The sequence below is a fragment of the Variovorax sp. YR634 genome (genome assembly GCF_900106655.1).
Taxonomy (GTDB): Bacteria; Pseudomonadota; Gammaproteobacteria; order Burkholderiales; family Burkholderiaceae_C; genus Variovorax.
Genome location: NZ_FNOL01000016.1, coordinates 16,009 through 38,968, shown reverse-complemented (window position 1 = coordinate 38,968; position 22,960 = coordinate 16,009). Strand labels below are relative to the sequence as shown.

Annotated in this window: 20 protein-coding genes; 15 read left to right on the top strand and 5 right to left on the bottom strand. The window is 67.7% G+C overall.

The window, feature by feature from the left end; genetic code table 11:
- Positions 1 to 12: 12 nt before the first annotated feature.
- The 8 genes from BLV60_RS23350 to BLV60_RS23315 are packed head-to-tail and all read left to right on the top strand — an operon-like array spanning position 13 to position 7,440.
- Complete coding sequence (locus BLV60_RS23350; protein WP_093057676.1) at positions 13 to 732, top strand: RDD family protein; 720 nt, start codon at positions 13 to 15, stop codon at positions 730 to 732.
- On the top strand, positions 729 to 1,721 hold the full coding sequence (locus BLV60_RS23345; protein WP_093057675.1) for a stage II sporulation protein M: 993 nt from the start codon (positions 729 to 731) through the stop codon (positions 1,719 to 1,721). Before BLV60_RS23350 ends, BLV60_RS23345 begins: the two co-directional genes overlap by 4 nt.
- Positions 1,711 to 2,442 carry a hypothetical protein gene (locus BLV60_RS23340; RefSeq protein WP_093057674.1) on the top strand — a complete coding sequence of 244 codons (732 nt, stop codon included), beginning with the start codon at positions 1,711 to 1,713 and terminating at the stop codon, positions 2,440 to 2,442. The genes BLV60_RS23345 and BLV60_RS23340 overlap by 11 nt, the downstream gene beginning before the upstream one ends.
- Positions 2,429 to 3,217 carry a DUF4129 domain-containing protein gene (locus tag BLV60_RS23335; RefSeq protein WP_256329520.1) on the top strand — a complete coding sequence of 263 codons (789 nt, stop codon included), beginning with the start codon at positions 2,429 to 2,431 and terminating at the stop codon, positions 3,215 to 3,217. The genes BLV60_RS23340 and BLV60_RS23335 overlap by 14 nt, the downstream gene beginning before the upstream one ends.
- Complete coding sequence (locus BLV60_RS23330; RefSeq protein WP_093057673.1) at positions 3,214 to 4,455, top strand: DUF4350 domain-containing protein; 1,242 nt, start codon at positions 3,214 to 3,216, stop codon at positions 4,453 to 4,455. The genes BLV60_RS23335 and BLV60_RS23330 overlap by 4 nt, the downstream gene beginning before the upstream one ends.
- Before the next feature lie 14 nt (positions 4,456 to 4,469).
- Positions 4,470 to 5,465 carry an AAA family ATPase gene (locus tag BLV60_RS23325; RefSeq protein ID WP_093057672.1) on the top strand — a complete coding sequence of 332 codons (996 nt, stop codon included), beginning with the start codon at positions 4,470 to 4,472 and terminating at the stop codon, positions 5,463 to 5,465.
- Between the two features lie 8 nt (positions 5,466 to 5,473).
- Positions 5,474 to 6,838: a DUF58 domain-containing protein gene (locus BLV60_RS23320; protein WP_093057671.1), complete on the top strand. Its 1,365-nt coding sequence runs from the start codon at positions 5,474 to 5,476 to the stop codon at positions 6,836 to 6,838.
- A 50-nt stretch (positions 6,839 to 6,888) separates the two neighbouring features.
- The gene (locus tag BLV60_RS23315) at positions 6,889 to 7,440 is read left to right on the top strand and encodes a DUF805 domain-containing protein (RefSeq protein WP_093057670.1); all 552 of its coding nucleotides are present in this window, start codon (positions 6,889 to 6,891) and stop codon (positions 7,438 to 7,440) included.
- Positions 7,441 to 7,452: 12 nt separating this feature from the next.
- Here the strand turns inward: BLV60_RS23315 and rocF are convergent, their stop codons facing one another.
- Complete coding sequence (gene rocF, locus BLV60_RS23310) at positions 7,453 to 8,382, bottom strand: arginase (RefSeq protein ID WP_093057669.1); 930 nt, start codon at positions 8,380 to 8,382, stop codon at positions 7,453 to 7,455.
- A complete protein-coding gene (locus tag BLV60_RS23305) occupies positions 8,382 to 10,445 on the bottom strand; it encodes a prolyl oligopeptidase family serine peptidase (protein WP_093057668.1) in 2,064 nt (687 codons plus the stop codon). Before BLV60_RS23305 ends, rocF begins: the two co-directional genes overlap by 1 nt.
- A gap of 211 nt (positions 10,446 to 10,656) precedes the next feature.
- Between BLV60_RS23305 and BLV60_RS23300 the strand changes: the two genes are divergently transcribed.
- The 6 genes from BLV60_RS23300 to BLV60_RS23275 all read left to right on the top strand — a co-directional run bounded on the left by BLV60_RS23300 (position 10,657) and on the right by BLV60_RS23275 (position 15,832).
- The gene (locus BLV60_RS23300) at positions 10,657 to 12,345 is read left to right on the top strand and encodes a WS/DGAT/MGAT family O-acyltransferase (RefSeq protein WP_093057667.1); all 1,689 of its coding nucleotides are present in this window, start codon (positions 10,657 to 10,659) and stop codon (positions 12,343 to 12,345) included.
- Between the two features lie 160 nt (positions 12,346 to 12,505).
- Positions 12,506 to 13,060, top strand: coding sequence for a hypothetical protein (locus tag BLV60_RS23295; protein WP_093057666.1), 555 nt, complete (start codon positions 12,506 to 12,508; stop codon positions 13,058 to 13,060).
- A 52-nt stretch (positions 13,061 to 13,112) separates the two neighbouring features.
- Entirely contained in the window at positions 13,113 to 13,553 is a 441-nt protein-coding gene (locus BLV60_RS23290) for a phasin family protein (protein WP_093057665.1), read from the top strand.
- Between the two features lie 22 nt (positions 13,554 to 13,575).
- Complete coding sequence (locus BLV60_RS23285; protein WP_093057664.1) at positions 13,576 to 14,211, top strand: TetR/AcrR family transcriptional regulator; 636 nt, start codon at positions 13,576 to 13,578, stop codon at positions 14,209 to 14,211.
- A gap of 89 nt (positions 14,212 to 14,300) precedes the next feature.
- Positions 14,301 to 15,080 carry an esterase/lipase family protein gene (locus BLV60_RS23280; RefSeq protein ID WP_093057779.1) on the top strand — a complete coding sequence of 260 codons (780 nt, stop codon included), beginning with the start codon at positions 14,301 to 14,303 and terminating at the stop codon, positions 15,078 to 15,080.
- A 107-nt stretch (positions 15,081 to 15,187) separates the two neighbouring features.
- Positions 15,188 to 15,832: a DUF1444 domain-containing protein gene (locus BLV60_RS23275; RefSeq protein ID WP_143042631.1), complete on the top strand. Its 645-nt coding sequence runs from the start codon at positions 15,188 to 15,190 to the stop codon at positions 15,830 to 15,832.
- 22 nt (positions 15,833 to 15,854) lie between these two features.
- On the opposite strand, the gene BLV60_RS23270 is transcribed toward BLV60_RS23275, so the two are convergent.
- From BLV60_RS23270 to BLV60_RS23260, 3 genes are all read right to left on the bottom strand, one after another.
- Positions 15,855 to 19,073 (bottom strand): bifunctional cytochrome P450/NADPH--P450 reductase, encoded by a 3,219-nt coding sequence (locus tag BLV60_RS23270; RefSeq protein ID WP_093057662.1) that lies wholly within the window; start codon positions 19,071 to 19,073, stop codon positions 15,855 to 15,857.
- A gap of 204 nt (positions 19,074 to 19,277) precedes the next feature.
- Positions 19,278 to 20,537, bottom strand: a complete 1,260-nt coding sequence (locus BLV60_RS23265) for a branched-chain amino acid ABC transporter substrate-binding protein (protein ID WP_093057661.1) — start codon at positions 20,535 to 20,537, stop codon at positions 19,278 to 19,280.
- Between the two features lie 25 nt (positions 20,538 to 20,562).
- Positions 20,563 to 21,252: a TetR/AcrR family transcriptional regulator gene (locus BLV60_RS23260; RefSeq protein WP_093057660.1), complete on the bottom strand. Its 690-nt coding sequence runs from the start codon at positions 21,250 to 21,252 to the stop codon at positions 20,563 to 20,565.
- 85 nt (positions 21,253 to 21,337) lie between these two features.
- Here BLV60_RS23260 and BLV60_RS23255 point away from each other — a divergent pair, with 85 nt between their 5' ends.
- Positions 21,338 to 22,951, top strand: coding sequence for an AMP-binding protein (locus BLV60_RS23255; RefSeq protein WP_093057659.1), 1,614 nt, complete (start codon positions 21,338 to 21,340; stop codon positions 22,949 to 22,951).
- Positions 22,952 to 22,960 lie beyond the last annotated feature (9 nt).

Here is a 22,960-nt window from a genome sequence, read left to right as displayed (position 1 = left end):
AGCGCTTCGCCAGTGCGCCTCGACACGCTCTACACCGCCGAGACCCCGGAAGGCATCGCGCTCTCGCTGCGCCCGGCCGGCCTGGTCGCGCGCGGGCTGGCGTATCTCATCGACTTCGCGATCCGGCTCGGCATCTTCACCGTGATCTCCATCGCCGTCGGCATGATGGGCAAGATGGGCTTCGGCATCCTGCTCATCAGCTACTTCTGCCTCGAGTGGCTCTACCCCGTGATCTTCGAACTCACGCGCGCGGCGGCCACGCCCGGCAAGCGCGTGATGGGGCTGCGCGTGGTGATGGACTCGGGCCTGCCCGTGACGCCTGCCGCCGCGCTCACCCGCAACCTGCTGCGCGCGGCCGACTTCGTGCCGGCCTTCTACGGCGCGGGCATCGTGTCGATGCTGTGGCGGCGCGACAGCAAGCGGCTGGGTGACCTGGCCGCCGGCACGCTGGTGGTGTTCAGCGACCATGTGAGCCTGCACGGCGAGGTGCCCGCGGCCGAACCGCAGGCCCCCGCGCGGCCGCTGTCGGCGCGCGAGCAGATGGCCATCGTCTCGTGGGCCGGTCGCGCGACGCGCCTGACCCCCGAACGCTTCGACGAACTCGCCCGCGTCGCCGAACCGGTGCTGGGCCCCGACACTTCCGGCGCCTCCGCGTCGCAACGCCTGCTGGGCGTGGCGCAGTGGGTGCTGGGCCGCCGCGCCGGCGCCGATGCGCGAGGAGGCGGGCGATGACGCCACTCGATTTCGAAGCGGCCTACGCGCCGCTGTGGACCGAACTCGAGGCCGTCATCCGCGTGGCCGAGACCAAGCGCAAGTTCGACGGCGCGCGGCTCGCCACGCTGTACCGCCGCGTGTGCGAGCACCTGGCGCTGGCGCAGGCGCGCGCCTACCCCATTCACCTCACCCAGCGGCTCGAAAGCCTGACCCAGAGCGCGCACCGGTTGATCTACCGGCAGCACGACTACGGCTTGGCACGCTTCGCCCGGCTCGCGCTGGTCGATTTTCCCGAGGCGGTGCGGGCGCACCGCGTCTACCTGCTGGTGTCCGCGCTGATGTTCTTGCTGCCCTTGCTGGCGGCGGGCTGGGCGGCCTACCGCGACCCGGGCTTCATCCTGCACCTGCTCGACGCCAGCGCCGTGCAGCAGTTCGATTCCATGTACAGCGACAGTGCCGAGTCGCTGGGCCGCACGCGCAGCGCGGGCGACGACTGGCAGATGTTCGGCTTCTACATCATGCACAACATCGGCATCGGCTTTCGCTGCTTCGCGGCCGGCATCTTCGCCGGCGTGGGGAGTGCCGCGGTGGTGGTGTTCAACGGCGTGCAGATCGGCGCGGTCGGCGGCTACCTGATCGCGGCGGGGCATGCCGAGAACTTCTGCTCCTTCGTCATCACGCACTCGGCCTTCGAGCTCACGGCCATCGTGCTGGCGGGCGCGGCCGGCCTGCGGCTCGGCTATGCGTGGGTCGCGCCCGGCCGCTACACGCGGCTCGAGTCGCTGCGGCTGGCCGCGCGCCATGCCGTGGTGATCGTCTACGGCGTCATCGGGCTGCTGCTGATCGCCGCCGCGATCGAGGCCTTCTGGTCGTCGGCGCGCTGGATCGCGCCGGCCGTGAAGTACGGCGTGGGCGGCGCCTGCTGGGTGCTGGTGCTGGCGTACCTGGGCTGGCAGGGCCGGCCGCGCGCCGCTGCTGCGGCAAAGGCTGAAGACCGTGCAGGTTGACGGCCTCGCCATCGCGCTGCGACCACGGCCCATGGCGGAGGCCGCGGACCTGGGCGCCCAGCTGGTGCGCAGCCATGCGCGCTCGGTGTGGCGCACCTTCCTGCCGGTGTACATCGTGACCGTGCTGCTGGCGCTCTGCACGGTCGAGATCGCCGGCTGGCTGCCCAGCCTGCTGATCTTCTGGCTCAAGCCCTGGTTCGACCGCAGCCTGCTGTTCGTTCATTCGCGCGCGGTGTTCGGCCAGGAGACGCGCTGGGCCGACCTCTGGCAAAACCGCCGCGCAGTGTGGGGCGGGCAACTGCTGCGCACGCTGCTGTGGCGGCGGTTTTCGCCCTGGCGTTCGTTCACCCAGGCTATCGACCAGCTCGAAGGCCAGCGCGGAAGCGCCCGGCGCAAGCGGCGCACCCAGTTGCTGCGCGGACGGCGCGGCGCAGCCACGGGCATGCAGATGGTGTTCGCCAACGTGGAGATGGCGCTCGACATCTGCCTGCTGTCGCTGCTGTTCTGGTTCGCGCCGGAGGGCAGCGCGAAGGATCTGTTCGGTTGGCTCACGCAGTCGGACGTTCCGCTGCAGAGCCTGCTGACGGCGGGGGCCTATGCGCTCGTTGTCGGCGTGCTGGAGCCGTTCTACGTGGCGGCCGGTTTTGCGATGTACCTCAACCGCCGGGTAGAGCTCGAAGCGTGGGACATCGAGCAGGAGTTCCGCCGTGGGTTCCGCTGACACCTCCAGGCTTCGCGCACTTCGTATCGCGGCGGCTGTGTTGGCTGTGTGCGTCATCGTCGCGATGACGCCGCCGGCAGTCGCTGCCGAGGCCCCGACCCGCGAACAGGTGAAGACCGCAGTCGACAAGGTCCGCGCCGATCCGAACATGCCCGGCACCAAGACCGAAAGAAAGCTGCGCTTCAAGGAACGCGACGACGAAGAGGAAGACGAACCCGAGAAGAAGACCGACAGCCTCGACTGGCTGCGCGATTTCATCAGGTCGGTGGCCGAGGGCGCGCGCTGGCTCATCTGGGGGCTGGGCGCGCTGGCGCTGGCCTGGCTGGTGGTTCGCCTGCGCCGCTGGATGCAGGTGCGTGCCGGCGGTGCCCGGCCCGGCAAGGAACTGCTGCCCAGCCATGTCGGCAGCCTCGACATCCGGCCCGAAAGCCTGCCCGACGACATCGGCAATGCCGCGGCCGCACTCTGGCAGCGCGGCCAGCACCGGCCCGCACTGTCGCTGCTGTACCGCGGTGCACTGTCGCGCCTCGTGCACGCGCACGGGGTGCCGGTGCGAGCCGCGAGCACCGAGGGCGAATGCATGCTGCTCTCCGCGACCCGGCTGACGCCCGATGCGCAGGCCTTCTTCGTGCGGCTGGTCGGGGTCTGGCAACTGGGGGCGTACGGCGGTCGGCTGCCTTCCACCGCGCAGGTGCTGGCGGTCTGCGGCGAGTTCGATCGGCATCTTTCCGCCGCCGTGCCGGCCGTCGCCGATCTGAAGGGTGCCGTCGCATGAACGCCTGGCTGGTTCGCATCGGCTCGGTGCTCGTGCTGGCGGCAATCGGCTTCTGGCTGGTCTCCGCCACCGAATGGGCCGACACCGAAATACCGACGCCCGCGAGCGGCGAGGCCAAGAAGAATTCGTTCTACGGCGCGCAGGTGATGCTGCGCGAGCTCGGCGTCCAGGTGGTCAAGCACGACAGCCTCGACACCATGCCCCCCGCGCAGGCACGGCTGGTGCTCGCCTCCAGCCACTGGGACATGTTCCCCGAGCGCGAACAGCGCCTGCGCCAGTGGGTCGAGCAGGGCGGGCACCTCGTGATGCCCAGCCACCTCGTCAACAGCGACCTGCTGGAAGGCTGGATCCCGCTGGTCCGCGAAAAGTCGCCCGCCGGGGACGAGAAGAAAGAGTCGAAGGAGCCACCCGCACCCAGGAAGCGACTGCCCAAGTCGCAATTTGCCGAACCCGCCAAGGACGCGGATTGCCATGCGGTGACCGAGCCCGAAACCGTGCCAGCGAGCTTCGCCGGTGGCCGCAGCTTCCGCATCTGCACCTGGTGGTCGCCAGCGCGCTACCGGCCTGCCGACAAGCAGCCGCCGCCCCTGTGGACCGTGCTCGGCGCGAAAGGCACCGAAGCGATCCGCGTGCAGGTCGGGCGCGGTACCGTCACCGTGATGCCCTGGGGCCTGTGGCACAACGCGAGCCTGACGCGCGGCGACAACGCGCTGTTCGCCGTTGCCGCGGTGCAGGCGCGCAGCGGCGCCGAAGTCTGGTTCGTTGCCGAGGAAACGCGCGAACCCTTCCTGCGCTGGATCTGGAACAAGGGCTGGGCGGCCCTGCTCGTGGGCCTGCTGGCGCTGGCTGTTGCGCTTTGGCGAGCGGCCGTGCGCTTCGGGCCGCTGGCGCCCTCGGCCGGCACGCATCGGCGTTCCATGGCCGAGCAGGTGCGCGGCACCGCCGGCTTTCTGCACATGCACGGCGCCGACGCGCTGCACGCCGCGCAGCTGCGGGCGCTGAACGAATCCGCCGGCCGCCAGCTGCGCGGCTATGCGCGCCGGGATGCCGCCGCGCGCGCCGCCGCCATCGCGCAGGCCACCGGGCTGGAGGCGGCCATGCTCGTTCGGGCGATGGGCGAGCGGGCCCGCCATGCCGGCGCCATGTCGGTCGACCTGGAGGTGCTGGAAACCGCGCGCCGGCGGCTCGACGCCCACGGGCCGTTCATGCCTTCACCTTCTTCTTCATCCACATCCTGAACCGAGAGACGCTCATGCAAGCCATCCAACCCGAAGAACTGACGCGTGCGGCCCAGTGGCTGCAGACGCTGCGCGCCGAGGTCGGCCAGGCCGTGGTCGGCCAGCTCGAGGCGGTCGACCAGACGCTGATTGCGCTGGTCGCTTCGGGCCACGTGCTGATCGAAGGCGTGCCGGGGCTCGGCAAGACCCTGCTTGCCCGGGCGCTGGCGCAGGCCATGACGCTGCGCTATGCGCGCGTGCAGTTCACCCCCGACCTGATGCCCTCGGACATCACGGGCCACGCGGTGCTCGACCTCGCCGCGCGCGGCGAGAGCAGCCTCGGCACGCTGCGCGTGCACCAGGGCCCGGTGTTCACCAACCTGCTGTTGGCCGACGAAATCAACCGCGCGCCGGCCAAGACCCAGAGCGCGCTGCTCGAAGTCATGCAGGAGTACCAGGTCACGCTCGAAGGCACGGCCATGCCGCTGCCGCGCCCATTCATGGTGATGGCCACGCAGAACCCGATAGACACCGAAGGCACCTACCCGCTTCCGGAGGCACAGCTCGACCGCTTCCTGCTGAAGATCGACATCGGCTTTCCGAGCCACAGCGAAGAGAACGCCATCGTGCAGCTGACCACGCGCCAGCGTGCCGGCAACCAGTTTCCGCTCGAGGCCGTGCGCCCCTGCCTCGACGAGGCGCAGGTGCTCGAACTGCAGCGGCTGGCCTGCCTGGTGCAGGCCGACGAGCGCGTGATCGACTACGCGGTGCGCATCGCGCGCGCCACGCGCGACTGGCCGGGCCTCTCGTCCGGCGCCGGGCCGCGCGGCACCATGGCCCTGGTGCGCGCCGCCCGCGCCGCCGCGCTGATGGTCGGGCGCGACTTCATCACGCCCGACGACGTGGCGCGCCAGGCGCTGCCCGCGCTGCGGCACCGCGTGATGATCTCGCCCGACGCGCAGCTCGAAGGCCTGGGCGTCGACACCCTGCTGCGCGCCGCCCGCGACAGCGTAGAGGCACCAAGGCTCTAGGCCCGCGGATGCGCGCTGCTGTTCCGATCCCCGCGCGTGCGGCCGTGCTGGCGCTGGCCGGCCTGACCGTGGCCGCGTCCGTGGCGCTGCTGCTGGGCGTGCCGGTGGGCTACGTCGCCATCGCGGCTGCCGTGCTGCTGGCGCTGGGTCTTGTGCTGGCGGCGGTCGATCTCTGGCAGAGCCTGCGCTTGTGGCGCGCCGCGCCGCTGCGCATCGAGCGCAACCTGCCCGGCGCGTTTTCGCTCGGCGTGCCCACGGTGCTCACGCTCACGCTGGTGAACGAAGGCGCGCAGGCCTGGCAGGTGTCGGTGTTCGACGAACTCGATGCCCACTTCACCTTCGAGGGGCTGCCGCAGACCGTCGCCGTGCCGGCGCTCTCGCAGGTCGCGCTGCGCTACACCGCTACCGCAACGCAGCGCGGCGTGGCGCAATTCGGCGCCACCCAGCTGCGCTGGCGCACCCGCTTCGGCTGCTTCGACATGCGGCAGACGCTGGGCGAACCGCGCCGGCTGCGCGTGTATCCCAACTTCGCCGCGCTGGCGCGCTACGCGTGGCTGTCGGGCGACCGGCGGCTGGCGCAGATCGGCATCAAGACCTATGCGCAGCGCGGGCTCGGCACCGACTTTCGTCAACTTTCTGACTACAAGACCGGCGACTCGCTGCGCCACATCGACTGGAAAGCCACGCAGCGCCAGCGCCGGCCCATCGTGCGCGAGTTCCAGGACGACCGCGACCAGTGCGTGCTGTTCCTGCTCGACTGCGGCCGCCGCATGCGCGCTGACGAGGGCGCGCTGGCGCTGAAGGCCAACAGCCACTTCGACGAGGCGCTCAATGCGCTGATGCTGTTGAGCTACGTGGCGCTGAAGGAAGGCGACGAGGTCGGCGCCATGACTTTCGGCTGCCCTGCCGAAGAGCGGCGCGACTTCGCCCCGCGCAAGGGCACCGCCACCCTCAACGCGCTGATGAACCGGCTGCACGACATCCAGCCCGGCGCCACCCATTCGGACTACCTCCTGGCCGCGCAGGAAATGCTGCGCGTGCAGAAACGGCGCGCACTGGTCATCGTGCTGACCAACTTCCGCGACGAAGACGCGGCCGAGTTGCGCCCCGCGATCAAGCTGCTGCGCCGCAAGCACCTCGTGCTGGTCGCGAGCCTGCGCGAGCGCGTGCTCGGGCGCATCGCCAGCCAGCCGCTGGTGCATGCGCGCGACGCCGTCGATGTTGCGGCGGCGCATCTGTTCGAGCAGTCGCGCCGCGATGCTTTTGCGCGGGTGGTCGGCAACGATCCGCTCTCGGTAGACGTGGAGCCGGCCGACCTCGCGGTGGCGTTGGTGAATCGCTATCACGCCGTCAAAAGGGCTGGTCTTTTGTAAAGGTCTTTGCCCAAAATGTGAACTTCACAACAGAGGAGAGAGAAAAGCACATGACCGAGATGACCAATCCCTATGCCGCGCCCCGCGCCACGGTAGCCGATGTGTACGAAGGCGATGCGGGCGTCCAGCCCGTGAAGCTGTGGTCCGCCAAGGGCCGCATCGGGCGGGCGCGCTTCCTGGCGTACACGATGTTTTCGTACATCATCTTCATCGTCGCGGCCACCTTGCTGGGTTTCATTCTCGGCATCGCCGGCCTCGGGCGTTCCGAGGGGCTGATCGTGGCGCTGACCTTCCTGCTCGCGATTCCGTACTTCGTCTTCTACGTGCTCACGGGCATCCAGCGCTCGCACGACATGGACTGGTCGGGCTGGATGCTGTTCCTGGCGCTGATCCCGCTGGTCGCGCTGATCTGGATCTTCAAGTCGGGCACCAAGGGCAGCAACCGCTTCGGCGCGCCGCCGCCGCCCAACACCACTGGCGTGCTGATCGGTGCCTGGCTGCTGCCCGTCATCGTGGGGCTCGGCATCGTCGCGGCCATCGCGCTGCCGGCCTACCAGGGCTACGTGACGCGGGCCAAGGCCGCGCAGGTCGAGCGTCCCTGACCTGAAGAACTCCTAGCGCACCAGCGTCGACTTGCCGAAGAGGCTCTCGATGAGCTCGACAGCCACTTCCGCCGTCTGGTTGCGCACATCGAGCGCCGGGTTCAGCTCCACCACGTCGAGCGAGCCCAGCCGCCCGGTGTCCGCGATCATTTCCATGCACAGCTGCATCTCGCGGTAGGTCGGCCCCCCGCGCACGCCGGTGCCCACGCCGGGCGCGTCCGCCGGGTCGAGGCAGTCGAGGTCGAAGCTCACGTGCAGGTGCGTGTCCTCGTCCACGTCCTGCAGCGCCTCCGTCATGGTCGTGCGCATGCCGTGCTCGTCGATGTGGCGCATGTCGAACACGCTCAGGCCCAGCGTGCGAATGGCTTCCTTCTCGTCGCCGTCCACGCTGCGGATGCCGATGAAGCGGATGGCGTCGTGCTGCAGCGCCGCGCGCTCGCCGCTCCAGCCCGTGAGCACGGCCGGCCCGTGGCCCAGCAGGCATGACACCGGCATGCCGTGCAGGTTGCCGCTGGGGCTCGTGGTCTCGGTGTTGACGTCGGAGTGCGCGTCCAGCCACAGCACGCGCAGCTTCTTGCCGCGCTTGCGCGCATGCCACGCGACCGCGCTGATCGAGCCGATGGCCAGGCAGTGGTCACCGCCCAGCATCACCGGCACGTTGCTGGCACCCAGCGCGGTGTCGACGGCCGCGTACACCGAGCGGTTCCAGGCGATCACTTCGTCGAGGTGGCGCAACCCGTTGGTCGGCGGCGCCCAGGGCGTGGCCGGGCCCGCGAGGTTGCCGCGGTCGATGACTGTGTAGCCCTGCCGCGCCAGTGCCTCGGGCAGGCCCGCAACGCGCAGCGCGTCGGGCCCCATGCCGGCGCCGCGCACGCTGGCGCCGATGTCGGTCGGCGCGCCGATCAGTTCGAGGGTGACGGGGGTGCTGCTGGCATTGCTCATCACGGCTTCTCCAGGTGTTGCCACAGGTACGCGTAGCCCAGTGCGTCCATGAACGCGGATTCCTTGTTGTCCGTTGCAGCGCTGTGGCCGCCTTCCAGGTTCTCGTAGAAGCTGCTGTCGTACCCCAGCGCCACCATCTTTGCGTGCATCTTGCGCGCATGCACCGGGCCCACGCGGTCGTCGCGCGTGGAGGTGGTGAAGAGGGCGGGCGGGTAAGCCTGGCCCGGCTTCGCGTTCTCGTAGGGCGAGAAGGTCTGGATGAATTCCCACTCGTCGGGCTGGTCGGGGTCGCCGTATTCCGCGATCCACGAGGCGCCCGCCGACAGGTGCGTGTAGCGCCGCATGTCGAGCAGCGCCACCTCGCTCACGACGGCGCCGTAGAGCTTCGGGTACAGCGTGAGCATGTTGCCCATCAGCAGGCCGCCGTTGCTGCCGCCCATCGCGCCCAGGTGCCCGGGCGAAGTGATCTTTCGGGCGAACAGGTCTTCGGACACGGCCGCGAAGTCTTCGCAGGTACGCAGCCGGTTCTCCTGCAGTGCGGCCTGGTGCCAGCGCGGGCCGTACTCGCCGCCGCCGCGGATGTTGGCGATGACGTACACGCCGCCCTTGTCGAGCCACGCACGGCCGATGCTGCCGCTGTAGCTCGGCTGCAATGAAATCTCGAAGCCGCCATACGCGTACTGCAGCGTGGGGTTCTTGCCGTTGGCCTGCAGGTCTTTGGCGGCGATCTCGAAGTAGGGCACGCGTGTGCCGTCTTTCGAGGTCGTGAAATGCTGGCTCACGCGATAGCGCGAGGCGTCGAAGAAGGCGGGGCTGTCCTTCAGCACCTTGGGTTCGCCCTGGCCGATGGTGCCGATGTAGAGCGTGGTCGGCTGCAGGAAGCCGCTCACGGTGAGGAAGTAGTCGTCGTTCTCGTCCTCGTCGATGCCGCCCGCCGCGATGGTGGAGAGCGCGGGCGCGCCGCCGAGGCTTTCGCGCGTCCACGCACCTTTGCCGTTCGATGGCGGCGTGAGCACTTCGAGCCGGTTCACCACGTCGTGCATCACGTTGACGATCAGGTGGTGGCGCGTCCACGAGTGGCTGTCGAGTGCGGTCGTGTCGTCGGGCTCGAACAGCACGGTGAGCTCGCGCCGGCCCGCCATGTAGTCGTCGAACTTCGCGGCCAGCAGCGAGCCCGACTTGAAGGTGGTGCCGCCCACGGCCCAGTCGGTGCGCGGCTCGATCAGCATCCACTCGCGCGTGATCTCGGCCAGCGAATCGTCGGGCACGTCGATCTTGGCGAGCTTGCCGTCGGCGCCGCGCAGCCAGGTTTCGCTCTCGTAGAAGTCGATCTGGCGCGAGACGAAGTCGCGTTCGAAGCCGGGCGTGTTGTCGCGGTAGGCGCTGACGGACATGTCCTCGTGCGCGCCTTCGTACACCGTCACCGCGCTGGCCAGCGGCGTGCCGCGCTTCCATTCCTTCACGATGCGCGGGTAGCTGGAGCTGGTCATCGAGCCGGGGCCGAAGTCGGTGGCCACATAGAGGTGATCGATGTCTTTCCAGCCCACGTGGTTCTTGGCCTCGGGCAGCGAGAAGCCGCCTTCGACGAACTGCTTGGTTTCGAGGTCGAACTCGCGCACCACGTCGGCATCGGCGCCGCCGCGCGACAGCGAGATCAGGCAGCGCCTGTAGTCGGGCTCCAGGCAGTCGGCGCCGTGCCAGACCCAGTTCTCCTTGTCAGCCGCGGCCAGCGCGTCGAGGTCGATCACCGTCTCCCACATGGGCTGCGGCTTGCGGTATTCATCCAGCGTGGTGCGGCGCCACAGGCCCTTGGTGTGATCCTTGTCGCGCCAGAAGTTGTAATAGAAGCGCGGGCCGATCTTGCGGACCATCGGAATGCGGTCGTCCGAGTCGAGCACCTCGAGGATGCCCTGCTGGAGCGCCTCGAACGCGGGCGACTGCGCATAGGCCTGCACGGTGAGCGCGTTCTGCGCGCGCGCCCAGTCGAGCTGCTTCTCGCCGTCGATGTCCTCGAGCCAGAGGTTGTCGTCCTGATGCTGCTGCGGGGAGGGGCTGGATGTCATGGCCGCAGTGTACGGAGCCTGTGTGAAACGGGCGATGTGAGCAGTTGTCGCCCTGCCCGCCGGGCACCTGGCACTTTTTCGCTACTTCGGGCAAACCCCTGTCGCGCTGGTGCCTTCCCCCGGTGGAAACACTGAAGAACCAGAGGCCCACGAACGCGATGCCCGCGCTATCCTGCCTAGCGGCGCATGCCCCACCAAGGAGACACAACACATGAAACACCTGAGCGGTCTTGATGCCACCTTCCTGCACCTGGAAACGCCGGAAATGCCGATGCACGTGGGCTCCCTGAACGTGCTCGACCTGCCCAAGGGCTACAAGGGCGACTTCTACGAAGACGCCAAGAACTTCATGGCCAGCCGCATCCACCTGGCCGACGTGTTCACGCGCAAGCTCGCGCTGATGCCCTTCGACATGACCAACCCGGTGTGGGTCGAGGACGACGACATCGACCTCGACTATCACGTGCGCCACATCACGCTGCCCAAGCCCGGAACCAACCGGCAGTTGCAGCAATACGTGGCCCGGCTGCATTCCTCGCTGATCGACCGCAGCCGGCCGATGTGGGAGTTCTACATCATCGATGGCCTCAAGAGCGGCCAGGCGGCGCTCTACACCAAGGTGCACCATGCGGGCATCGACGGACAGGCCGGCGTGGAAGTGGGCAAGGCCATCTTCGATCTCGAGGCCACCGGCCGCGTGGTGAAGCCGCCGCGTTCGCGTCCGCGCAGCAGCGGCTACCAGCTGGGCATGGCCGAACTCGCCACCGCTGCGCTGCGCAACACCGCGCAGCAGTACGTGAAGCTCTTCAAGATGGCGCCCGCCATCGCGCGCGCCATCGGCGGCCTCGCCAAGCCCGACGAGAAGGCGGCCGAGAAGGACACGGCCGCCGCACCGAAGAAGTTCAACCTCTTCGCGCCGCGCACCTCGCTCAACGTGTCGATCACCAACCAGCGCACCTTTGCCGGCCGCACCATCTCGCTGGCCGAGACCAAGTACATCGCCAAGCACTTCGGCGTGTCGCTCAATGACGTGGTCATGGCCACGGTGGCCGGCGCGCTGCGCCACTACCTGGCCGACAACAACGAGCTGCCGGCCAAGCCGCTGGTGGCCGGCGTACCGGTGAGCCTGCGCGAAGCGGGCGACCAGACAGCCAACAACCAGGCCAGCATGATCCTCGTGAGCCTGGCCACCGACATCACCGACCCGGTGCAGCGGCTGAAGGCGATCAACGCGTCGTCGACCTCGTCGAAGTCGACCATGAACCGCTTCAAGGCCGTGATCCTCGACGACTTCCCGACCTTCGCCGCGCCCTGGCTGGTGTCGGGCATCGCGTCGATGGTGGGGCGCTCTGGCATCGTCAACCTGCTGCCGCCTGCGGCCAACGTGGCTATCTCGAACGTGGCCGGCGCGCCGTTCCCGATGTACTTCGCGGGCGCGCTCGTCACCTGCTACTACCCGGTGTCGATCGCCAGCCACGGCACGGCGCTCAACGTCACGGTGCAGAGCTACAACGGCCGCATGGACTACGGCCTGATCGCCTGCCGCCGCGCCGTGCCCGACATCACCGAGATCGGCGACTACCTGTTGGCCGAGCACAAGCTGTTGATGGAGCTGACGCAGAAGCACCCGGCCGCCGCCGGTGCGGCGCCTGCGCCGGTGCCTGCGAAGACGATCGAGGAGCCGTCGGACGAGGCCGGGCACGCGCCCGTCGCCGCTGCAAAGAAGAAACCTGCCGCGCGCAAGAAGGCTCCAGTCAAGGTCGCAGCGAAGAAGGCACCCGTGAAAGCAGCTGCAAAGGCACCGGTCAGGACCGCGGCAAAGAAAGCCACGCCCAAGCCGCCAGCCCGCAAGGCCGCGCCGGCCAAGCGCTCCGGCAGCCCCAGGGCCGCTGCGGCATGATCGGCGCACGGGGCCCGGCCCGCAGAAAGAAAATTGGGGCAGTTGGACTAGTTTTCCGACCGTTCTAGTTTTTCAGGCCTAGGCCCTGCAGAAGAAGATAGGCCCATCGCGAAAGACATACCGTTTCCTTCGCGAACCTTTCAACTTCAAGGAAATCACCATGTCCACGCAAACCACCATCGCTTCCGCAGCTGTTCACGTCGTCGGTCAATACAACGACGCTGGCAAGACCCTGGTCGGCGCTTACCGCACCGGTGTGCATCGCCTCCTGGGCGGCGCCGCTTCGCGCTACAGCAACTTCCTCGGCAGCCGCCAGATTCCGCTGGTGAGCGAGCAGGTCAAGGCCAACCTGATCGGCGCGCAAGAAAAGATCAACGGCTTCCTGGCCAACCGCCTGGACATCGACACCAGCCGCATCGTGAACGTGATGGACCGCGTTGCCGCCGGCACCACCAGCGGCATCGAATCGGTCGCCAGCCGCGTGGCTCGCGTCGAATCGCCGGTCGCCACCTCGGTGATCAACGCCCTGGGCGCGCTGAACCAGCCGATCGCCACCGTCTCGGTGCAGATCGCCGACAAGATCGTCGCCGGCACCAAGCAGATCGAAGCCCGCGTTAGCGGCGCCGAAGAAGCCAAGCCGGTTCGCACGGTGAAGGCCAAGGCCGCCGCCGCCAAGAAGCCGGTTCGCCGCGCTGCTGCCCGCAAGGCGGCCTGACCCCCGGGGCGCTTTGCGCCCCTTTTCTTTTTTCCGGTATCTGGAGCACTGCATGGCGACCCGTCCTGACGAAACTGCAAAGTTGAAGAAGAGGGCGGCGCCTGCGAAGAAGAAGACGCCGGCCGCGAAGAAGGCGCCCGCGGCAACCAGGAAGCCCGCGGAGCCCGGCAAGGCCGAAGTCCTGCTGCGCGCCGGCCTCAAGGCGCTGGACAACGTGCGCAACGACGTCGCCAAGCGCCAGGCCAACGTGATCGAAGGCCTGCTTGGCATCGGGCAGGGCAAGGTCCCCAGCCTCGACAGCTTCGGCATCCGCAAGTTCGAGGACGTGTTCGACCAGCGCGTCGCCACTGCCATGCAACGCCTGGGCATGCCCGGCCCCGCCGAAGTGCAGGCCCTGCGCGACGAGGTCGCGCAACTGCGAGAACGCGTGGCGCAACTCGAAGGCGAAGGCACCGGCGCCGCCACCTCCCGTGGCCGCAGCGCCAAACGCTGAGCGACAACCCGACAAGCCGGTTGTGGCCAGTTCCAACACCACACGCGACCGCATCCTGCAGGCCAGCCTCGCGCTGTTCAACGCGCAAGGCCTCGCGGCCGTGTCGACCCACAAGATCGCAGCCGAGCTCGGCATCAGCCCGGGCAACCTGCACTACCACTTCAAGGCCAAGCAGCTGATCGTCGAATGGCTGTTCCGGCGCTTCGAGCAGCGGCTCGAGGCCCTGAACGGCTCGTCGGCATCGATCGCGGCCATCGACGACCTCTGGCTCGCGCTGCACCTGCGCTTCGAGGCCATCGACGAATACCGCTTCATCTACCGCGACATGGCCTTCCTGGCCAGCGAATACCCGGCGCTGGGCCAGCGTGCGCAGGCCCTCACCGCGCAGAACCTGCTGGCCGCGCAGACGCTGTGCGAAGGCCTGGTGGCTTCGGGCGTGATCGAAACCAGCGCGGAGCAGGCGCGCATCCTTGCGCTGCAGATGGTCTTCACCACCACCTGCTGGCTGTCGTTCGAACGGCTTGTGCCGGGGCGCGACGCGCTGGCGCAGGCCGACCCCGGTCTGGCGGCTTTCTACACGCTCACGCTGGTTTCCCCGTATGTTTCCAGCGAATCGAGGGCTTACCTTGATTACCTGAGGGGCAAATACCTCGGATAAATGACGTTGTTGTCCGACGGGGCATTGATTCTTTCGGCCTCATGTTCGTCTTGAAGAAGATAAAAACCAAAAAGGATCCATCCATCATCATGACCACCGCCACCCACGCCAAGGAACCTGTCGCGCCGCCGTCGCGCCTGCTGCTGCTGGCCGAAGCCCGCGCACTCTGGGAAACCGGCGCCGGCATCGCCATGTGGCCGCTGCTGCAGCTCACGCCGCGCGGCGACGGACACCCGGTGCTCGTGCTGCCGGGCCTGGTGGCTGGCGACGGCTCCACGCTGCTGTTGCGCCGCTACCTGTGCAGCCGAGGCTATGACGCGCACGGCTGGGGCCTGGGCCGCAACTTCGGTCCGCGCGAAGGCGTGGAAGACGGCATGGTCGAGCTGCTGAAGACCCTGCACGACAACAGCGGCCAGAAGGTCAGCGTGATCGGCTGGAGCCTGGGCGGCGTGTATGCGCGGCTGCTGGCGTCTTCCTATGCGCCCATGATCCGCAACGTCATCACGCTGGGCAGCCCGTTCTCCGGCAGCCCGCGCGCCACCAACGCATGGCGAGTGTACGAAGGCGTGAGCGGCCAGAGCTCGCACGACCCGCGCCGCATGAAGTTCGTGCAGCCCACGCCACCAGTGCCGACCACCTCGATCTTCAGTCGCACCGACGGTGTCGTCGCATGGCGCTGCAGCATCGAGAAGACCGGCCCGCAGTCGGAGAACATCGAAGTCATCGCCAGCCACCTGGGGCTGGGTGCGCACCCGGCTGTGCTCTATGCGGTGGCCGACCGGCTGGCGCAGCCCGAAGGCGAGTGGAAGCCCTTCAATCGCGGGGTGCTGGGGCCGCTGGTTTATCCGGACCCTGACCGCGACGCCTGAGTTGCGGGTTTCGAAGCAAAAAGCCGGCAATTGCCGGCTTTTTGCTGCCGGCCCATGACTTCCGTCACTTGTGGCGCGGCCGGGCCGCCCAAAACAATAGCGGCGTCATGTACCCCGACCTGCCGCCCGTCTACCCCCGCATCAAGCACGTCGACTTCCTCGAGGCCGTGCAGCCGATGCTCGACCAGATCGAGGCGCGGGGCGGCAACCGCGAGGCGCAGACGCCCGTGGCCTACCCCTTCGCCGGCGATTCCGATCTGCTGATGACGTTCGCGCTCGACACGCCCACGCAGTTCATCACGCTGACCCAGGAGGGCATGGAGGAAACGGGGCTCGACCCGCAGTCGCTGTACGAACTCGCGATCGACAACATGCTCCGGCAGGTGGCGCACAACCTCGATACGCAGGACCTCGTCATGTACAAGGCGCTGGTGACGGGCGACGGCTTCGAGGCCTGCATGCTGCTGCTGCCGGACCTCTGGGAGCAGTTGTCGCTGGGGTTCAAGGGCGAGCTGATCGCGGTGGTGCCGAGCCGCAGCGTCATCTACTTCATGGACAGCGGGGCGAGCTTCGAGGCCCGGGGGAAGTCGATCACGGCCGAGACCATGCTGGGCCTCATGTGCTCGGCTGCCGCCGAGGTCAAGGCCGAGGCGGGGCCGCACGGCCTCTCGGACAAGGTGATGGCGCTGACCCCGGACGGCTGGCACGTTCGTGGCACCTTCGAGGACCACGCGTCGGCACTGGAGGCCTGACGAGGCCTGCGTAGTCTTCCTTTCAGCTGCCGGCCCACACGTCCAGCACGTAGCGCTGGTCGGCAATCATCTTGTCCATCCACGCCGTGCTGTCGTGCCCGTGCTCGCGCGCAAGGTCGCTCAGCGTGCGTCGCACGTCGGGCTCCATGCGCGAGCCGTCGCCGCACACGTAGACCACCGCGCCGGCCTCCAGCAGTTTCCACACTTCGGCCGCCTGCTCGCGGATCAGGTCCTGCACATAGACCTTGCGCTCGCCCGCGCGCGAGAACGCGGTGTGCAGCTTCATCACGCCGCGGTGCGCCCAGGCCTGGAGTTCGTCGGCATAGATGAAGTCCTGCTCGGGATGGCGGCAGCCGAAGAACAGCAGCGCCTCGCCGAGCGCATTGCCCGCCTCGACCTGTGCCGCGCGCTCCTGCAGGAAGCCACGGAACGGCGCGAGGCCAGTGCCGGGGCCGACCATGATGATCGGCCGGCTCGCATCGTCCGGCAGCCGGAAGCCCTCGGCCGTGGTCTCGCGCACCACGCCGTGCACCGTGTCGCCGGCCTCCGCGCGCGCCAGGAAGTTGGAGCACACGCCCTCGAAGGTGCCGATGCCCGACTTGGCCGGGCCGCTCACCACACCCACCGTCACGCTGCACTTGCCCGGCGTCATCGTCGGCGACGAAGAGATCGAGTAGTAGCGCGGCGACAGCGGCGACAGCATTTCGAGAAACACCGCGAACGGCACCTGGCAGGCGCGGTGCTCTTCCAGCAGGTCGAGCAGCGATTTGCGCTTGTGGAGCACGTCGGCCTTGTATGCCGCCTGCGAAGCCTCGTCGCTGCCCGACAGCGCCGCGAGCCTGGGCTTGGTGAACGGGCACTCGGTATATGCCGCGAGCGTGGCGATCTGCTTGCGCGTGGCCACGTCCTGCAGCTCGACGTAGTCGCCCAGCAGGCGGTCGACCGCGATCACCTGCTCCACCGGCAGCGCTGCCTTGCGGCCCGCGCCTGCATGCAGGCGCACATGGGCCGTGCGGTCGAAGCCGAAGCGTGCCATTGCGCGTTCGACCTGCGCCGGGCTGTTGCGCGGCACCACGCTCAGGTGGTCGCCGGCGCGGTAGATCAGGCCCTCGGGCAGCATCAGTTCGACATGGCGGGTGGAGCGGCCGGCTTCTCCGTTGCCTCCGCTTTGCAGCTCGCGGTTCTCGATCACCCGCAGCGCCACTGCGCCCAGCGCATCGACGATCGCGTTCTTCTGCGGCGGCGGCAGCTCTTCGAGCGTGTAGAGCGGTTCGCTCTGCACGGGCGTGTCGGCGCCGGTCTTGATGTCGAAGGCCTTCACCAGCTCGGGCCAGAGCGCGTCGCTCCAGTCCTGGAAGGCGCCGTCCATGTCCTCGCGCGCATCGCCTTCGCCGCGCGAATGCACGCGCGTGGCACCGAGCGCCTCGAGCCGTTCGTCGATGCGGCGCGGCACGGCCTGGTAGGTGGCGGCCCAGTCGGTGTTGCCGCAGCCGAACACGCTGAAGCGCACGCCGTTGAGCGAATCGTCGGCCTTGTCGAGCCAGCGATGGAACTCGGCCGCGTTGTCGGGAGCCACGCCGTTGTACGAGGCGCAGACGATGGCCACCGCGCCGTTGGCCGGCAGCCGCTCGGCATAGTCGTCGAGCGAGGCCAGCTGCGTGGAGAAGCCACGCATTTCGCCGGCCTCGGCTAGTTGGCGCGCAAGGTCTTCGGCCGTGCCGAGGTTGGAGCCCTGCAGCACCAGCAGCGAGGTGCCGTGGCGTGCAGCCTGGGGTTTGCGCGCGGCAGCTTGCACGGGCTGCACGGGGGCTGCGGCTGCGTCGGTCATGTTGCCGCGCGGACGCGTGGCCGGGTCGCGCAGCAGCGCCTTGATCTTGAAGTTCTCCGGCTTGATCGTCAGCGCTTCCTTGATCTTCAGCTTGTAGCCCGTGTGGTCCACGAGGTTGAAGCGCTGCAGGATCATGCCCAGCGTGAGCACCGCCTCCTGCAGGGCGAACTGCCGCCCGATGCAGGCGCGCTGCCCGTTGCCGAAGGGCTTGAATGCGTTCACTGGCCGCTCGCGCTCGGCTTCGCGCGTGAAGTTGTCCGGGTTGAACTGGTCGGCATCCTCGCCCCAGATGCCCTTGTCACGATGCAGCGCCAGCGCATGCATGATGATCATGTTGTTCTTCTTGATCGTGTACTGGCCGCCGATCTTCGTGTCTTCCTTGGCGCGCATCGAGATCGCGGGCGCGGTCGGGTACAGGCGCAGCGACTCTTTCAGCACCTGCATCACGTACTGCAGGCGGTTGACCTGCGCGTAAGTGGGCTTCTGCGTGGTGTCGGGGCCGAACACGTTGTCGACCTCTGCCTGCGCCTTGGCCATGGCCTCGGGGTTGTTCAGCAGGAAGTAGATGGCAAAGGACAGCAGGCCGCTGGTGGTTTCATGCCCCGCGATGAGAAATTCGATGCACTCGTCGCGGATCATCTTGTCGGTGAGCTGCTCGCCGCTTTTCTTGTCCACGCCCGCGATCATGTAGCTCAGCAGGTCGGGCTTGGTGGCGATGTCGGCTCCGCTCGTGCGCCGCTCCTCGATGATGTCTTCCACCATCTTGTGCATGTAGCGGATGTCCTTGCGCTGCTGGGCCAGCTCCTTCTTCAGCATCAGCTCTTCGAGCGGCAGGCCGCGGCGGTTCTGCACCGTCTCCAGCGTGCGCACCATCGCATCGACGAAGGGATGAAAGCCCTCGCGGTAGAACGAGTTGAAGCGATAGCCGAAGCCGCACAGGCCGATGGTGTCGAGCGTGAGCGCTGTCATGTCGCGCACCACGTCCACCTCTTCGTCGAAGTTCAGGCGCTCCCACTTGGTGACAAGCTGCCCCGCGATGTCCAGCATCATCGGGTGATAGGCCTGCATCGCGCGCTGGCTGAAGTTGGCCAACAGGATGTTGTGCGGCTTCGACCAGGTCTCCTCGTGCGTGTCGGAGGTGAAGAGCCCGTGCGACGCGGCGCGCAGCCTACGCAATGCGCCACGCGTACTTTTGTCGAAGCGCGGCTCCTCGCAGAGCTCGTCGACCAGCGCGGGCGACGACACCACGATCACCGGCATGCCCGGCATGTCCAGCCAATAGATACCACCGAGGTCTTGCGCGATCTTCCACATGTCGAGCACGGGAGAGTCGGACCCGATCGACAGCAGGTTCCCGACGAAGGGTTTCTTCGCCGGATGCGGGATCGGGTAGAGCGAGTTTTTGCCTGCCATGGGTTGTTGTGCCTTTGGAATGGACCCGCTTCGGATATCCGGGATGTAACAACCGGAGTATCCCGACGGCATGGGGGGCAGGCAGGACGGGGTTTCCCTTAGGCAGGGGAGTTCATTCAGGGCGCGATCACGCCGACGGGGGACATTCGCGAAGGGGAGTACCCGGTGTCATTCGCACGCCCCCGGAACTCAGGACTCAGAGAGTCAGGGCCGAACCATCTTGCACTCAGTCCCCTGCGCCAGCTCGTTCCCGGTATAGACCGCGTCAGTACGAAAGCCGTAGTTAGTACCTTCCCAACCCGCCTTCACGGTCTTGCCGTCCACCGGCACGATGGTGTTGACCACCTGCGGCAGCAACAACTGGTGGTCTTCGGCACGCATGCGCACCGGCCCCACCACAGAGTCGAACGTCAGGTCTTCGAGCGCCCGCGCCACCTTGACGGTGTCGGCGCTGCCGGCCTTGTTGATGGCCGCGGCCAGCAGGCGAGGCGTCATGTCGATGCGCGGCGCGAGAAAGTCCTTGCCCGTCTTGGCCTTGTAGGCCTTGGCCAGAGCGTCGACCTTCGGCGTGTCGGCCTCGCCAGGGTGCCATTCGGCCACCCAGGTCAACTGCCCCAGCTTCGCCTGCGACACGGCAGTGACCGTGCCCGGCACCGAGCCCGCGCTGTGATTGAAGTAGCGCAGGTTGTAGCCTGCGTCGCCCGCGGCCTTCAGCAGCAGCGTCATGTCCTGGCCCCAGTTGCCGGTGATGACCGAGTCGGCGCCGCTCTGCTTCACGTTGGCGATGTACGGCGCAAAGTCTTTCACGCGGCCGATGGGGTGCAGCGCCTCGCCCACGAACTGGATGTCGGGCCGCGCCAGGCCCACCAGCTGGCGGCCGTAGCTGGCCCACTGCTTGCCGTGCGCGTAGTCCTGGTTCAGCAGGTAGACCTTCTTCACATCGGGCGTCTTCTTGATGTAGTTGGCCAGCGCCTTCATCTTCATCGCCGTGTTGGCCTCGGTCTGGAAGTGCCAGAAGCTGCAGCCCTTGCCCGTCATCTCGGGGTCGATGGAAGAGTGATTCAGAACGATCAGCTCCTTGCCCGGGTTGCGCTGGTTCCAGCGCGCCACCGATTGCACCAGCGCCGTGACCACCGACGAGCCCGAACCGCCCGTGACGATCGCCTTCGCGCCCTGGTCGATGGCCGCCTGCAGCGCGCTCTGGCTCTCCTGCGCCGAGAGCTTGCTGTCGAACTGCAGCAGCTGCAGTTTCGTGCCGCCGAGCACGCCGCCCTTGGCGTTGATGTCCTCGATGGCGTACTGCGTGTGCATCAGCATCAGTTCGCCGACGTTGGCAAAGGGGCCGGAGAGCGGATCGATGTAGGCGATCTTGTAGGTCTGCTGTGCTTGCGCGTGCGCGGCGCCGGCAGCGGCCAGCAGGCAGGCAAGGGCGATCCGCGCCAATGGCGCCTTCTTGAACTTCATGGTTTGTCTCCGGGTGGTTGTCTTGTCAGTTCTTCGCTTGCAGACCGATCACGCGGCTCGCGAGCTTCGTGAGCTCGGCAACCACCTCGTCGGGCGACAGGCGTCCACCCGGGCGGTACCAGCTGTACAGGAAGCCGGGCAGGCTGCAGGCCGCAAGCGCGGTGATCTTGGTTTCCGCAAAGTCGAGGTCGCCGTCGCGCCGCGCTTCTTCGAGCAGCGGGCACAGCAGGTCGTAGAAGTGGTGCGCGAGCTTCTTCTGCGCGGCGATGTACTCCGGCCGGTACACCTGCGGCTCGCGATACGGGAAGAAGGCGACGGGGTGGTGCGTGATGGTCGCGCGAATCAGCCGCTCGATGCCTTCGAGCACCTTCTCGCTCGCGCGGCGCGGGTCGGTGGCCGCGAAGTCGAGCGCGGTGAAGCAGTCGACCGCCGGGCGCCACGACAGCGTCTCGAAGATCTCCTGCTTGTCGCGGAAGTAGTAGTACACGAAGGGCTTGGTCACGCCCAGCGCGCGCACGATCTGCGCCATGGTCGTGTTGGCGTAGCCCTGCGCGGCGAAGAGCTGCGCGGCCGCCTGCAGGATGCGCTCGCGCTGCAGGTCGGTGCCCTGCGTGGCCGCGCGTTGGCGGCCAGTGCCCTGGGGCATGTGCGGCTGCGCCGTCGTGTCGCTCTGGTCTCCAGAGGGTTTGTGCCGTGTCGCGGAAGTTATACCCATGGGTAGGATTGTTCGTGCACCATGCACCATTGGCAAGCGCCTGCCCGGTGCAGGCGGCTATCGATAACCCTGAGAAAGTGACGCCATGGAGACATTGCCCGACCGCCCGCAGCAGCCGCTGCACGAGTACCTGCGCACCCACGCACGCGAGCGTGGCGGCAGCACCGCCTGCCTCTGGTACGGCCATGCGATGAGCTGGGCCGAACTCGACCGCGCCAGCGACGCCTTCGCGGCGCGCCTGCAGGCGCTGGGCGTGAAGAAGGGCGAGCCCGTGGTGCTCTTTCTCAACAACTGTCCGCAGTACCTGGTCGCGCACTTCGGCATCCAGAAGATCGGTGCCATCGTCTGCCCGAGCGGCCCGCTCAACAAGGAGCACGAGTTGGCCTACCAGGTCAACGACCTGAAGGCGCGGGTGATCGTCGCGGCCGCGCCGCTGCTGCCGGTGGTGCGCAAGGTGCAGCCGGAGAGTGCGCTCGAACACGTGTTCGTGGTGCACTACGCCGACCTGCTGCCCGATCCGTCGTCGCTCGACCTGCCGGCCGAACTGGCCGCAGAGCGCAAGGCCGAACGCAGCGTGCCCGAAGACTGCGAAGACTTCCTGGCCGCGATGCGCGGCAACGCCAAGCCGCAGCCCGTGGTCATCGACATGGACGACGTGGCGCTCATGACCTACACATCGGGCACCACGGGCCTGCCCAAGGGCGCGATGCTGAGCTACGGCAACGCGCTCTTCAAGACGCGCGCCGCGGCCGACTGCAACGGCGTGGGGCCGGGCGACGTGCTGCTGTCCATCGCGCCGCTGTATCACATCGCGGGCATGCTGATGGGTGTCAACGTGCCGGTGCTGACCGGTGCGGCATCGGTGCTGCTGCATCGCTTCGACCCTCGTGCCGTGCTGCAGGCCATTGCCACCTACAAGGTGAGCTGGTGGTACAGCATCGCGCCGATGAACGTGGCCTGCATGCAGGTAAGCGACATCAATAGCTTCGACCTGCGCAGCCTGAAGATGAATCCTGTCACGAGCTTCGGCATCACCTTCACCGAGCCGCTGGCGCAGCAATGGCGCACGCACGCACAGAACTGCACTTCGTTCGAGGCGGCCTACGGACTGAGCGAAACCCACACCTGCGACACCTACACGCCGCACCATGCGCCGCGCTGGGGCACGCAGGGCATCGCGGTGCCGGGCGTGACCATCCGCATCATCGACACGGACACGCAGGCCGACATGCCGGTGGGCGAAGTCGGCGAGATCGTGCTCACCAGCCCAGGCACCTTCAAGGGCTACTGGAACAAGCCCGAAGCCACCGCTGCCACGCTGCGCAACGGCTGGGTGCACACCGGCGACATGGGCAAGCTCGATGCCGATGGCTATCTCACCTTCATCGGCCGCTTCAAGGAAATGATCAAGGTCTCGGGCTACAGCGTGTTCCCCGAAGAGGTCGAAACCATCCTCATCAAGCACCCGGCGGTGGCGCAGGCGGCCGTCATCGCGCAGCCCGATGCAGAGAAGGGCGAGGTCGTGAAGGCATTCATCGTGCGCAAGCCAGGTGCCGGGCTCGATGCCGAAGCGCTGATCGCCTGGGCGCGCGACAACATGGCGAGCTACAAGGCGCCGCGCGCCGTGAGTTTCATCGACGCATTGCCGACGACCGGCGCGGGCAAGGTGCTGCGCCGCTTGCTCAAAGACAAAAGCTGAGAGGTTCCG